This window comes from Psychrobacter pasteurii (genome assembly GCF_900162815.1).
GTDB lineage: Bacteria > Pseudomonadota > Gammaproteobacteria > Pseudomonadales > Moraxellaceae > Psychrobacter > Psychrobacter pasteurii.
Genome location: NZ_FUGD01000064.1, coordinates 1 through 12,759 on the forward strand (window position 1 = coordinate 1; position 12,759 = coordinate 12,759).

11 protein-coding genes and 1 pseudogene are annotated in these 12,759 nt (G+C 43.1%); 4 read left to right on the forward strand and 8 right to left on the reverse strand.

Annotated features, from left to right (window positions below; translation table 11 throughout):
• The coding region (locus A1232T_RS04365; protein ID WP_143513948.1) for an RNA-guided endonuclease InsQ/TnpB family protein at positions 1 to 388 on the forward strand (388 nt) is incomplete at its 5' end.
• A 136-nt stretch (positions 389 to 524) separates the two neighbouring features.
• On the opposite strand, the gene trhP is transcribed toward A1232T_RS04365, so the two are convergent.
• Both trhP and A1232T_RS04375 read right to left on the reverse strand, forming a co-directional pair.
• Entirely contained in the window at positions 525 to 1,961 is a 1,437-nt protein-coding gene (gene trhP, locus A1232T_RS04370; RefSeq protein WP_077448227.1) for a prephenate-dependent tRNA uridine(34) hydroxylase TrhP, read from the reverse strand.
• Between the two features lie 182 nt (positions 1,962 to 2,143).
• Positions 2,144 to 3,376 (reverse strand): YeiH family protein, encoded by a 1,233-nt coding sequence (locus A1232T_RS04375; protein ID WP_077448228.1) that lies wholly within the window; start codon positions 3,374 to 3,376, stop codon positions 2,144 to 2,146.
• A gap of 194 nt (positions 3,377 to 3,570) precedes the next feature.
• On the opposite strand from A1232T_RS04375, the gene A1232T_RS04380 reads away from it, so the two are divergent.
• A complete protein-coding gene (locus tag A1232T_RS04380; protein WP_077448229.1) occupies positions 3,571 to 4,578 on the forward strand; it encodes a LysR substrate-binding domain-containing protein in 1,008 nt (335 codons plus the stop codon).
• A gap of 101 nt (positions 4,579 to 4,679) precedes the next feature.
• On the opposite strand, the gene A1232T_RS04385 is transcribed toward A1232T_RS04380, so the two are convergent.
• Positions 4,680 to 5,834, reverse strand: a complete 1,155-nt coding sequence (locus A1232T_RS04385) for an S-(hydroxymethyl)glutathione dehydrogenase/class III alcohol dehydrogenase (protein ID WP_077448230.1) — start codon at positions 5,832 to 5,834, stop codon at positions 4,680 to 4,682.
• A gap of 179 nt (positions 5,835 to 6,013) precedes the next feature.
• On the opposite strand from A1232T_RS04385, the gene A1232T_RS04390 reads away from it, so the two are divergent.
• Entirely contained in the window at positions 6,014 to 6,883 is an 870-nt protein-coding gene (locus A1232T_RS04390; protein WP_077448231.1) for a LysR family transcriptional regulator, read from the forward strand.
• Positions 6,884 to 7,053: 170 nt separating this feature from the next.
• On the opposite strand, the gene A1232T_RS04395 is transcribed toward A1232T_RS04390, so the two are convergent.
• From A1232T_RS04395 to A1232T_RS04415, 5 genes and pseudogenes are all read right to left on the reverse strand, one after another.
• On the reverse strand, positions 7,054 to 7,920 hold the full coding sequence (locus A1232T_RS04395; protein WP_077448232.1) for a mechanosensitive ion channel family protein: 867 nt from the start codon (positions 7,918 to 7,920) through the stop codon (positions 7,054 to 7,056).
• Between the two features lie 250 nt (positions 7,921 to 8,170).
• Positions 8,171 to 9,325, reverse strand: coding sequence for an RNA-guided endonuclease InsQ/TnpB family protein (locus A1232T_RS04400; protein ID WP_077448233.1), 1,155 nt, complete (start codon positions 9,323 to 9,325; stop codon positions 8,171 to 8,173).
• A pseudogene (locus A1232T_RS04405) lies at positions 9,322 to 9,935 on the reverse strand (IS607 family transposase). The gene A1232T_RS04400 and the pseudogene A1232T_RS04405 overlap by 4 nt, the downstream one beginning before the upstream one ends.
• Before the next feature lie 155 nt (positions 9,936 to 10,090).
• Positions 10,091 to 11,587: an aminoacyl-histidine dipeptidase gene (locus A1232T_RS04410; RefSeq protein ID WP_077448234.1), complete on the reverse strand. Its 1,497-nt coding sequence runs from the start codon at positions 11,585 to 11,587 to the stop codon at positions 10,091 to 10,093.
• 112 nt (positions 11,588 to 11,699) lie between these two features.
• On the reverse strand, positions 11,700 to 11,927 hold the full coding sequence (locus tag A1232T_RS04415; RefSeq protein ID WP_077448235.1) for a hypothetical protein: 228 nt from the start codon (positions 11,925 to 11,927) through the stop codon (positions 11,700 to 11,702).
• A gap of 334 nt (positions 11,928 to 12,261) precedes the next feature.
• Here A1232T_RS04415 and A1232T_RS04420 point away from each other — a divergent pair.
• Positions 12,262 to 12,759: nuclease/transposase family protein (locus A1232T_RS04420; RefSeq protein WP_482822384.1), on the forward strand; the 498-nt coding region annotated here is incomplete at its 3' end.

Genomic DNA, 12,759 nt, shown 5'->3' on the forward strand with positions numbered 1-12,759 from the left:
CTTAATTCATAAATTCACCACCAAGCTTGTTAAAGGCAATGCCTTAATTGTGGTTGGTGATGTTAAATCACGCTCATTTACCAATAAAAAAACCAATCTAGCTAAATCGACATACGATGTAGGTTGGTTTGAACTTAAACGACAACTGGAATATAAATGCAAGTATGCAGGTTGTCAGTTTGAGATCGTAAATGAGAGTTACACTACCCAGACCTGCTCGTGCTGCCACAAAATAAGTGACAGTAGTCCGAAAGGTAGAGCAGGTTTGCGAATAAGAGGATGGAGGTGTGCTGAGTGTGGCACATGGCACGATAGAGGTATCAATGCCGCTAAGAACATCCTTGCGGTCGGGCTTGATCGTCTAGCTGTAGGAATCCCCTCGGTTTAGCGAGGGGAGGAAGTCAATTGGTGACCATCGTCCTTCTAAAAAAAAGCTTAGCCATCAATGTGGCTAAGCTAAAGTGACTAAGCTTTTTTAAGTAAGCTCTTCTGCTTATTATTCTAGCTAAACTAAGCTAATAAGATTAGCTAAAGATAGGTTGTTTGACATTCTTCATAATCAAAGCGAACTGTAGCATCTCATGATGAATGTCTTTAAAAGGGTTAATAATCTGTGCGGTCCAACCAGAACCTAGAGCCGCTTCGATAGGGTTGCCTTTTTTATCCCACATGTGCTCAAGGGTGTAGGTCAAGTTACCTTTTGGTGTCATTACTTCGATGGTATCGCCCACCTCAAGCTTGTTTTTAATCTCTAAAGTTAGTCTCTCAGCTGTAATATCGGTTACTTCAGCGACAAACTGCTGTTGGTCTGTTTTTGATGCACCATATTCATAGTTTTGATAATCGCTGTGTACGTGACGGCGTAAGAAGCCTTCGGTATAACCGCGGTTGGCTAAGCCATCTAAAGCACCGATTAATGACTCATCAAAGGGTTTGCCTGCTACGGCATCATCAATGGCTTGGCGGTATACCTGAGCGGTACGAGCCACATAGTAATGCGATTTGGTACGGCCTTCAATTTTTAAAGAATGGACGCCCATTTGAGTTAATTCAGGCACCAGTTCAACCGCGCGTAAGTCCTTAGAGTTCATGATATAGGTACCATGCTCATCTTCATACATGGCCATTAATTCGCCAGGACGGTTTTGTTCTTCGAGTAACACCACCTCATCGCTTGGTGCTTGGACATAATCATCGCCCATGACCACATCACCGTTTAAGTTAACGGTTTCGATTTGCTTAGCGTCTGGCTGAGTTTGCTGCGTAGGATCGAAGGTTTGTACCGGTACAATGTCACCGGTTTCATTTTCTTCAGCTTTATAGGTGTTGTAGCTCCAGCGGCAAGCGTTGGTGCAGGTACCTTGGTTGGCATCGCGCTTATTAATATAGCCGGATAATAGGCAGCGGCCAGAGTAGGCCATGCAGAGCGCGCCGTGAACGAAGACTTCAATCTCCATACCAGGGACTTCATCGATAATTTGCTTAATCTCTTTTAACGACAACTCACGTGACACGATCACACGGCTCACACCCATTTGCTTCCAGAATTTAACCGTTGCCCAGTTAACTGCGTTGGCTTGGACTGATAGGTGAATCTCCATCTCTGGGAAGTGTTCACGCACCATCATAATCATACCGGCATCTGACATGATCAGCGCATCTGGCTTCATCTCAATTACCGGACGAATGTCTTCGATAAAGGTTTTTAGCTTAGCGTTATGAGCCTGAATATTTACCACCACATAAAACTTCTTACCCAAGCTGTGTGCATAGTCAATACCACGACGAAGGTTTTCCTCATCAAAGTCGTTATTACGTACCCGCAGACTATAGCGCGCTTGACCGGCGTAGACGGCATCTGCTCCATAAGCAAAGGCGTACTGCATGTTTTTAAAGGTGCCGGCGGGGCAAAGTAGCTCTGGGCTGCGCGGTGTTTGAGGGTTTTGATTTGATTGAGTCATGACCTTACCTATATTTTGACCAGCCATAATCGCTGGCTGGCTCTGGCTTTGTATGTGTGTTAACAGGGATTGGAAGCAGGTTATATGCTAGGGAGAAAGGCATATTATAAGCCAAATGGGCTTGTCATTAAATATGTTAGAAGTTGTAGTTCATGTTTGGGGAGATGTGGGTTAGTTGTGAGTTAGAAAAGCCCAATCAAAACATTAATCAAAGCACCGCCTAAGATGAGCCAAACAAACATGACAGCAGCTAGGATAAGTGGCTTGATACCGGCTTGCTTAACGGCACTAAAGTGAGTGGTAAGACCCAAAGCAAACATTGCCATCGTCAGCAATAGATTGTCCAACTCAATCATGCGCTCGGTAAAGCTTTGGATAGTTGGGGTTGGTGAGGCCAAAAGTAGAGAGTTCACAGCAACCATAGCGATAAACACAAAGGCAAACCAGGGTACATGAATTTGTTTTAGTCGCTGGACCAAAAGTTGTAGCTTACTAGGCTGACTCTGATCACGGGCTGTAGCGTTTAATCTGTTCTGCGTACTTTTAGTATCTTGGGCATCAGTAGTAGTGATAAAAATAGATAGCAGTAACAAGAAGGGTGCGAGCATCATCACCCGGATCATTTTAGTCACCACTGCCGTATTACCGACTTCAGGGTTGATAGCATTACCGGCGACTACCACCTGCGCCACTTCGTGAATGGTGGATCCGATATAGACTCCATAGTGCTGGGCATCAATAATGCCTGCAAGCCAGCCCATCTGATACAACATGGGGTATAGCAGCATAGATAAAGTGCCGAATACTACCACGGTAGCCACAGCGATGGTCACTTTGTGGGATTCCGCTTTAACCACAGGCTCGGTAGCAATTACCGCAGCTGCACCACATATACTAGCGCCTGAGCCGATAAGTAGGGTTGTGGTTCGATCCATTTTCAGCCATTTTGTCCCTAGTAAGTAGGTAATAACAAAGGTAGAGCTGAGTACCAAAGCATCAATAGCCACAGCAGACAATCCCACGCTGGCTACTTGAGAAATGGTAATCTTAAAGCCGTATAACACAATGGCCAAACGCAGTATTTGAGCTTTTGAAAAAGTGACACCAGCGGCTAACGGTTGGGCAATCTTTGGATAAAGAGTGTTGCCCAGCACCATACCTATCAAGATAGCTAGGGTTAAGGAAGACAAGCCCAGTAGCTTACCATCAGTCCAGTCTTGAATACGGTCATTGAGCCAAATACTGGCCAAGCTGCCCATCAATACTATCAGCAGTCCCAATAAATGATCCCGCTTTGGAAGATAGCTGCCTAACATCTTGTTTAATAAGGCAGGCGTAGTGAGTCGGTTTGAGGCTCTATTATCTCGACTGCACTGAGTGGAATGGGTTTCAAATGGGGCATGATGGGCTCTCATGGGATCACTCGCTTGCTTATTAAAAGGCTTACTTAAGCTTATGACTATCAAAGCTAAGCTATTTAAGAATTACTATATTCCATTGTTGTATATTAATAAAACAGATTGATTAGATAGTTTTTATCGATAAAATAGGTTAGTGTGTATTTACTAACCGCTTATAGTATTCCTATCACTCCTATAAGGCCTTAAACATGCCAGCCTCAACCTCCAAGCAGCCCAAGGATGTCCATTCTTTAAACATTGGGCAGGCTTTATTACCAAAAATCACCTTAAAGCAGCTGTCGGTATTTATCAGTATCTACCAGACCGGCAGTACCAGTGCCGCCAGTGAGCAGCTGCATTTATCGCAGTCAGCGGTGAGCAGCGCATTAACTGAACTAGAAGATCGGCTAAAAATACCTTTATTTGAGCGGATAGGGCGGCGTTTGCATCGCAATGACAATGCTCAAGCCATTTATATTCAGGCTCAAGCCATAATGAGCCAATGCCTAACTTTGGAGCAGTATCATCAGTATCAAGCTGGCCGTATCCATATCGGCGCCAGTACTACGATTGGCAACTATGTGCTGCCGTCTTTGATTCAGCAAATTTATGGCGACAGCCCTGAAGCGAAAATAGAGTTTTTTATTGGTAATACGCGAGATGTGGTGGCTGAGGTTGAGCAGTTAAAAGTAGACATCGCTTTGGTAGAGGGCATGCCAAGACCGACTGACAGCAAGTTGATTGAACAAAAAGCTTGGCGCCATGATAAGTTAATTGTTTTTGCCAAAAAAGACAGTAAGTGGCTAACAGGTATTGAAGCTAAGCAGAAAGCGAATAATGCTAATGATAAAAATGAAATGCCCAGTTATCAGCTGACCACCAAACAACTGGCTAAAATTCCACTATTGGTGCGTGAGCCTGGGTCGGGGACAAGACAAGTCATTGACGAGCAGTTACTACAATATATGCCGCAAGCTGAAGTAGTAATGGCCATTCAGCAATCAGAAGCCATCAAAAATATGGTCAAGGCTGATATCGGCTTTGGCTGTCTGTCACAGCATGTGATTGAAGCAGATTTAGAGCAGGGCAGTCTAATTGCGATAGATATTAAAGAGATTGATTTGCAGAGGGTGTGGTGGATGATTTGGCACAAACAACGCCATAAAAGTGAGATATGGCAGCAGTTCGTTTCAAGCCTGATATCTGATACAAGATAATGAGACTTATGAATAGTGCTTGTTAAATAACAAAGGGTCACCTACTGATAGTAAGTGACCCTTTAGCTTTAAGTTAAACACCAAAGTCTTATGCTAATAACTTAGCTTTCAGTGGCTGACTCTTTTAAAGCATCAAAGTGAATAACTGAACGGATACTTTCACCTGAATGCATCAAGTCAAACGCTTCGTTAATGCTTTCTAGAGGTATGGTGTGGGTGATGAAGTCTTGTAATGGGATTTCACCAGCTAGGTAACGCTCAACGTAGCCAGGCAATTCAGTACGACCTTTCACGCCGCCAAATGCAGAGCCTTTCCAGACACGACCTGTCACTAACTGGAATGGACGGGTAGAGATTTCTTGGCCAGCACCGGCAACACCGATGATAACTGATTCGCCCCAACCTTTGTGGCAGCACTCAAGGGCTGAACGCATCACATCAACGTTACCGATACATTCAAATGAGTAATCAACACCGCCATCAGTTAGTTCAACAATGATGTCTTGGATAGGGTGGTCATAATCTTTTGGGTTGATAAGGTCGGTTGCGCCTAGTTTTTTAGCCAATTCGAACTTGCTTTCGTTGATATCAATACCAATGATACGGCTAGCACCCGCCATAACAGAGCCGATAATCGCTGCAAGACCAATACCACCTAAGCCGAAGATGGCTACGGTTGAGCCTTTTTCAACTTTAGCAGTGTTCATTACCGCGCCCATACCCGTGGTTACGCCGCAGCCCAGTAGGCACACTTCTTCTAGAGGCGCTTCTTTGTTTACTTTCGCCAATGAGATTTCTGGAAGTACGGTGTACTCTGAGAACGTTGAGCAGCCCATGTAATGATAGATTGGCTCACCATCTTTATAAAAACGAGTGGTGCCGTCTGGCATTAGACCTTTACCTTGAGTTTCGCGTACCGCTGAGCACAGGTTGGTTTTGCCAGACGTACAGAATTTACAAACGCCACATTCTGCCGTGTATAAAGGAATAACATGGTCGCCGACTTGAACGCTGGTCACGCCTTCGCCAACTTGCTCAACGATACCGCCGCCTTCATGGCCCATAATGGCTGGGAAAACACCTTCAGGATCTTCGCCAGATAGGGTGAACGCATCGGTGTGACAGACGCCACTGGCCAATACTTTAACCAATACTTCGCCTTTACGCGGAAGCATCACATCAACTTCTTCGATTTTTAATGGTTGGTTTGGGCCCCAAGCTACGGCCGCTTTTGATTTAATAAATTTATCCGTCATTGATTTTCTCACTTTTTTGGTTGTTGGTTTTGTGATGGATACCTCTAATATACAGACTTCAGCGTGTTGATGACACCTTGGCAATTAGGAGTATTGTTAACGAGATGGATTATAGATTATATCTGCATGGTTGATAATAGTGTATATTTACAAATAACTTTTACACAGTGGTAATAATCATGAAATGGGAAGGTATTAGTGAATTTGTTTATGTCGCGGAGTATGAAAGCTTTACGCAAGCGGCAAAAGAGCTGGGTATTTCGATTGCTCAAGTGAGCCGGCAGGTCAGTGCATTAGAGAAACGGCTTAATATTAAGCTGTTTTATCGTACCACCCGTAAGATATCGCTTACTGAAGAAGGGCAAGTATTTTATCAGCATTGCCGAGCGGTGTTAGATGGATTAGATGCAGCAGAGCAGGCAGTTAGTACCCTTCAATCAAAGCCTCAAGGGCGTATTAAATTAACGGCGCCGGTTACCTTTGGGGAGCAGCAATTATTACCGCTAATCAATGATTTCATGCTGCAGTATCCTGATATTGAAGTGACGGCTTTTTTGAGTAATCAAAAGATTGACTTGGTCAAAGGCGGTTATGATTTGGCAGTACGTATTGGTAGGCTAAGAGACTCGACCATGATGGCAAAAAAGCTCGGCTATCGTACCAATTATGTCTGTGCGTCACCGGATTATATTGATGAGTTTGGTGTGCCACAGACGTTGGCCGACTTAAGTCAGCATAACTGTTTGCTGGGTAGTGTGGATTATTGGCATTTTAAAGAGGGCAGTGCCGATCGTAATATCCGTGTCAGCGGGCGAGTACAATACAATAGTGGTTATGGCTTGGTCGATGCGGCTCTTAAAGGGCTAGGTATCGTGCAACTGCCGGATTATTATGTTCAGAAGTATTTAGAATCGGGTGAGTTGGTCAGTTTTTTGGATGATTACAGAGAGCCTGAGGAGGGCATTTGGGCAGTCTATCCACAAAACAGACATCCACTGCCAAAAGTTAAAGTATTGCTACAACACTTACAGCAGAACTTACCTCTTTAGGAGAGTTTGGTTGATGATGTATAAGGCTATTGATTAGCCCATATGCTTGTATGAAATTAAGCCATATCAAATGTAGTTAATACAAAAGTAGTGAATATAAAAAAGGCGTACTAAACCGGTTTAGTGCGCCTTTTTTAACAGTTATGGATCAGTTATGAATACTGAGTAAATTAGCTGTCAGTCGTAATCTGTTTGGTTTCAGTGCTAACCAATTCATTTAAGCCGCTAACATGAATTTTGCGCTGCGGGAATGGAATATCGATGTTGTTGTCATCAAGCGCAATTTTGAATTCTTCAAGTAGCTGACACTGCATGGCCCACCAATCATCATTTGAGGTCCACACGTTTAGGGTCAAATCAACTGAGTTATCCCCCAAGTTAGTTACACGCACTACTGGCTCTGGGTCAGTAAAGGCCAGTGGGTTGGCTTTCGCAGTGGCTAATAACACCTCTTTTGCTACTTTAATGTTTGCGTCATAACCCACACCAACGGTGATATCGACACGGCGGTTTGGCAGTGAAGTGTAGTTGATAACCGCAGAGGTACTGATGTCGCTGTTTGGAATAATAACATCATGGTTATTGGTGGTAGTGATATGGGTATTAATCAGGGTAATGTCAGTTACAGTACCGGTATAGCTGCTGATTTGCACATAGTCGCCGCGTACGAAAGGGCGGAAGATAACAATTAAAACACCTGCTGCAAAGTTAGACAGCTGATCTTTTAAGGCTAAGCCAACAGCCAATGCTGCACCACCTAAAATAGCAACCACAGAGGTGGTTTGAACGCCAACTTTACTTAAAGCGGCTAAGATAACGACGACCAACAACACGCCATTTAATAAACGGCTCAAAAAGCTGGCAACCGTGTCATCCAAATGGCTGCGCTGCATCACCTTATCAGCAACTTTAACGAGTTTAGACGCAAGCCATTTACCCACAATAAATATGATAAGGGCAAGAACCACTTTTGATAGCACTGTGATGGTGCCCTCGGTGAGTGTTGCTAGGTCAATCGTAAAACCAAAAAACTCCATAAACCTCTCTCTTCCTCATCGCTATTGAATGTTTTAAATGTAAATAAGCGCTATTAAAAATGAATGATAAAAAATGTGTAATAAAAAAGGGCTAATGGATATTTAGCCGTTCCGAAAAACTTACCTAAACCTACTCACATAGTTTTAGCGTTTTCTTCCTGCTTCATAGACGTTTGCCATTGTGATTACACGTAGGTCTTATATCATCTCCACAGGCTAATACGGTGGAACTCACCGCTTTGTTAACCCATCAGTGATGGGTTAACACTTTATCTGCATGTTGCAGTATATTGATACTGGCATTGATATCTCTATCATTTGCCTGCTGACAAGACGGACACTGCCATCGTCTGACTGATAATGGCAATTCGTCTTTGGTCAGCAAGTGACCGCAATTAGAGCAAGTTTTAGAGGATGGAAACCATCTATCTAACTCTTTGACGGTTTTACCGTATTGATTGGCCTTATAAACAAGCTGACGCTTAAACTCATAAAAGCCTAAATCGCTAATAGCACGACTTAGCTTACGATTTTGCATCATGCCTTTTGTGTTCAAATCTTCAATCGCAATAACATCATACTCATTCACCAAGCCAGTAGTGAGCTTATGTAGAGCGTCTTTACGGATATTACTAATTTGCAGGTGCAATCGTGATAGCTTGGCTTTCGCTTTAGCACGATTATTACTACCTTTTTGTTTACGGCTTAATTGGCGACTCAGCCTTTTAAGTTTCTTGAGTTTCGCCTTAAGTGGCTTAAGTGCTTTGACTTTAGTGCCATCTGACAAAGTGATGAAGTCGGTAATACCTAAGTCTATACCTGTCTGTCTGCCTGTCTTTTTGGCAAGGTTTACAATATCAGATATTTCAACGGCAATAGAGACAAACCATCTCCCACCTCGACTAAAGATTTTAGCTGAGAGTATTTTGCCGTCAAAGCGCAAGGCTTCACGCATATGAACCCAACCTAGATTTGGTATGCGAATCTGTCTGCCCTTAACAGCAAACTGGTCATTGGATAGGCTAAACCTATCGTTAACACCTTTTTTACGAAACTGAGGGTATTTGGACTCACCTTTGAAGAATCGTTTGTAGGCATCGCCTAGCTGCATAATAGCGAGTTGTGGGGCACATTTCGTCACCTCAAGCATGAATGGGTACTTATCACGCTTAATGGCGTTTAATTGCTTGCGCAGTTTGCCTTGTGACGGTTTGAGAAGTTTACTGTTATCAACATTAATACCAATAATATGACAAGCATCACGGTAGGCTTTATCTTGAGCATACTGTCGTTGCCACTCAGCTAACGCCCAGTTATAGGCAAGACGAGCAATACCGCAAGCCTTAGCAAAGTAAGTGGCTTGCTTGTTGTTTGGATTAAGCTCAATGACATGGCCTCGTATCATTCTAAACTCGCTTTAACCGCTTCAATGAGCTTTTTATTCTTCTTACTACGTGAACCATAAAGTCTGGCTGAAAAACAGTGATAATCTCAAGTACGTCTTGCGCCAATTCTTCTTCAAACGATAAGTTTTCACCTTGATTAATGATAACAACTTCAACTTGACGAGCTTCACATAAAGCAAAAACAAGTTCTGCCCCAAAACGCAGTAATCTATCTTTATGGGTTAGCACCAGCCTGTCTATCTTGTTGTCTAAAATATCATCAAGCAGGCGTTTTAAGCCTCTTTTATGGTAGTTCATACCACTACCCAAATCGCTAATCACCTCGAATGACCAGCCTTGAGCAGAGCAGTACAGCTCAAGCATTTCAATCTGACGCTGTAAGTCTGATTTTTGGTCATGACTCGATACACGAGCGTAAGCTATGGTTTTGCGTTGTTGCTCCACCTTATTACGAGTCAGGTTTGGGTTTATTTTAGATAAGTCGTACCTACGATGGCCTTTGGGTGTTCTTTGGGCGACAAGCGCACCTGTCTCATCCCATCTCCGTATAGTTGAGACGGAAACGCCTAACTGATTAGCTGCTTGTTTTATACTTAATAATTTACTCATAGTGAGTAATTATAGATATTTTTAGAAACTTTAGCTGTTTGTAATATTGTGCAAAGAAATAATGACTGCCTATCATATCATGAGTAAAAGAGGCACTAAACCATCTGGCTGTATTAATTTATTACTCATTGATAGGACGACAGTTAAAGCTTCTTTTATTTCAAAGCGGCTAACACCTTGACCAGCCACTCCCAGAATTGACCGACGCTTTCGATGTTAACACGCTCATCAGGGGAATGCGGCATCTCAATGGTAGGGCCAAACGAGACCATCTGCCAGTTCGGATAATGCTGCCCCAATAAGCCACACTCAAGACCTGCATGAATGACAGTCACATTAGGTTTGCGCCCCAATAGCTGCTGACCTTCAGTAATCACGCAGTCAGTTAGGGCAGAGTGAGGGGCAGGTTTCCAGCCTGGATACTCACCCGCTAACTCAACGCTTGCCCCAAATGATTCAAACAGACGCTTCATGCGATCGGCCAAATCATCACGGGCATCATCATCTAACGAGCGCAGTAAGCTTTGGAGTTGTAATTGCTGCTCTTGGGTATCAATTTTGGCCAAGCTTACTGAAGTCTCTACCACCCCTTCAGTGTCCATGCTCATTCTATCTACCCCGTTAGGGCATAAGCGAATTGCAGTCAGCAAGGTGTTTTGTGTGCTCTTACTCCAGACTTGGGCAGGCAAGTCAGCAGATTCTAGACTCATGCTTATATCACGGTCTTCTAGGGGCAAACCGCGGCGAATGATTTCAATTTCGGCCGCTAAAAGCTGGTTTAACTCAGCTTCAGTGTTATCGCTTGCAAATAGCGCATTGGCTTCGCGAGGAATGGCATTGCGTAAGTTGCCTGCCTGAATGGAAGACACTTCGATTTGCTCTGAGATGCTGTCTAATAGACGAGAAATAATTAACGTGGCATTGCCTCGTTGTTTGATGATATCGATACCGGAGTGCCCACCTTTTAACCCTTTCACCGACAACTGATATCCTTGGTTTGCAGTAGGTGCTTGCCAGTCAATGGGTAGAGTGAAAGTAGCATCCACGCCGCCAGCACAGCCAATGCAGATATCGCCCAGCTCTTCGGTATCTAGGTTAAGTAGTAGCTCACCTTGAATCCAATTGGGCTGTAACCCTTTAGCCCCATCCATACCGGTCTCTTCGGTTGCGGTAAATAACGCTTCTAGTGGACCGTGAGCAATATTATTGGAGGCCAATACGGCAAGCGCAGATGCTGCACCAATACCGTTATCCGCCCCAAGCGTAGTGCCTTTGGCCGTTACCCATTCATTATTCAGCTCTGGATCGATATAAGCTTCAATGGGGTCGGTACTAAAGTTGTGAGTGCTGTCTTCATTCTTTTGGGCAACCATGTCTAAGTGGTTTTGTAGGATAACGCCTGGTGCATTTTCCATGCCTGGGGTGGCAGGCTTGCGTACTAAGACGTTGCCGGCTGCATCACGCTCAGCCCACAGTCCTAATCTGGCTGCTTCTCCTAATACAAATTGCTGCACCGCCTCTTCTTCATAAGAGGGGCGCGGGATTTGAGTTAATGCATAGAAGTATTGCCAGACTAAAGAGGGGGATAGACTGCTAATCTCATGGTTTAAGTCAGTATTTGACTGATTAGAGCTTGAAAGGGAGGTTGACATGGGCGGTATCCAAAAATGATTCAATAAATAAAATTAAGCCGCTATTTTAGGTGACATAGCGCTATTTATGCAATTTTGGATACATATGGAAACATGGTTGAAGTTGTTATTTTTAGCGAAAGCTCAGCAGCATTTCAATGTCGCGTACTGTTATGTTTCTAAATAACGCCTGTTCATCCACAGGCATACGATTCATATGTTCTTTAATCATTGGATATAGAGCGTGGGCGATATCTGTGGTGGAAGAGTAGTATAAGTTAGGGTCAGTTTTGGTTAACTCTTGTAGATAAGCTTCTACCAAGCGTCTTTTTTTATCATGATCTAATTCTGGGTTTTCCATGTAGTTTTCCTACTTTACTTAGGGTTTAGCGGTTTATTGCACTAGTATGGATTACTCTTAAGTTTAATCAAGTGAAAATTGTAGTGTAAATACCCAAAATTTAAAAAAAACAACAAAACAAAAACGGATTATGTATAAGGATTATGTATAAAAAGATAAGTTGTTTTGGCTAAAAACTTGATAACGATTAAAATTTTTAATACCCTTAGATTTAATTTTATCACCAGTCGCCGTAAAACCACCCACTTCAGTGTGTAGATATAAGGCGACAGGTATTGTCGTGAGCAGTACTTAAAAGGTTGTAAGTTAAAACTAACCTCGCCATACTGAATATATGAAAACCCTCAAGCTACGCATTAAAGACAAACACATAAAAGAGCTGAATCAACTAAGCGATTCGGTGAACTTTGTGTGGAACTATATAAATGCACTTTGCTTTGAGCATCTAAAACGTACTGGTAAGTTTTTTAGTGCTTATGATCTAAGTGAGTACACCAAAGGAAGTGGCGAGTATTTAGGATTACACAGTCAAACACTGCAAGCCATCAATGAAACTCACGCCAAGGCGCGTAAGCAGTTTAAAAAAAACAAACTTCATTGGCGCACCAATCGTTCTGATGCCAAACGTAAATCACTGGGCTGGATACCTTTTAAAAAATCTGCTATCAAGTATTTGCAAACAAGGCAGACGGGTAAGAAGGCACTGAAATCAACCCTACAGCTATCGCTATCTAAAGGTCAAAAGCTTATCATCGATGTATTCGATAGCTACAACCTAAGCCTATATCAAATTAACACCTTAGAGATAGTACAAGACAGTCGTAATCGTTGG

Excerpts from the sequence above, each read along its gene's own strand:
- A1232T_RS04375 (WP_077448228.1), bottom strand. The coding sequence starts at position 3,376 with ATGAGAGCCCATCATGCCCCATTTGAAACCCATTCCACTCAGTGCAGT.
- A1232T_RS04390 (WP_077448231.1), top strand. The coding sequence starts at position 6,014 with ATGAAATGGGAAGGTATTAGTGAATTTGTTTATGTCGCGGAGTATGAA.
- A1232T_RS04415 (WP_077448235.1), bottom strand. The coding sequence starts at position 11,927 with ATGGAAAACCCAGAATTAGATCATGATAAAAAAAGACGCTTGGTAGAA.
- A1232T_RS04380 (WP_077448229.1), top strand. The coding sequence starts at position 3,571 with ATGCCAGCCTCAACCTCCAAGCAGCCCAAGGATGTCCATTCTTTAAAC.
- A1232T_RS04410 (WP_077448234.1), bottom strand. The coding sequence starts at position 11,587 with ATGTCAACCTCCCTTTCAAGCTCTAATCAGTCAAATACTGACTTAAAC.
- A1232T_RS04395 (WP_077448232.1), bottom strand. The coding sequence starts at position 7,920 with ATGGAGTTTTTTGGTTTTACGATTGACCTAGCAACACTCACCGAGGGC.
- A1232T_RS04400 (WP_077448233.1), bottom strand. The coding sequence starts at position 9,325 with ATGATACGAGGCCATGTCATTGAGCTTAATCCAAACAACAAGCAAGCC.
- trhP (WP_077448227.1), bottom strand. The coding sequence starts at position 1,961 with ATGACTCAATCAAATCAAAACCCTCAAACACCGCGCAGCCCAGAGCTA.
- A1232T_RS04385 (WP_077448230.1), bottom strand. The coding sequence starts at position 5,834 with ATGACGGATAAATTTATTAAATCAAAAGCGGCCGTAGCTTGGGGCCCA.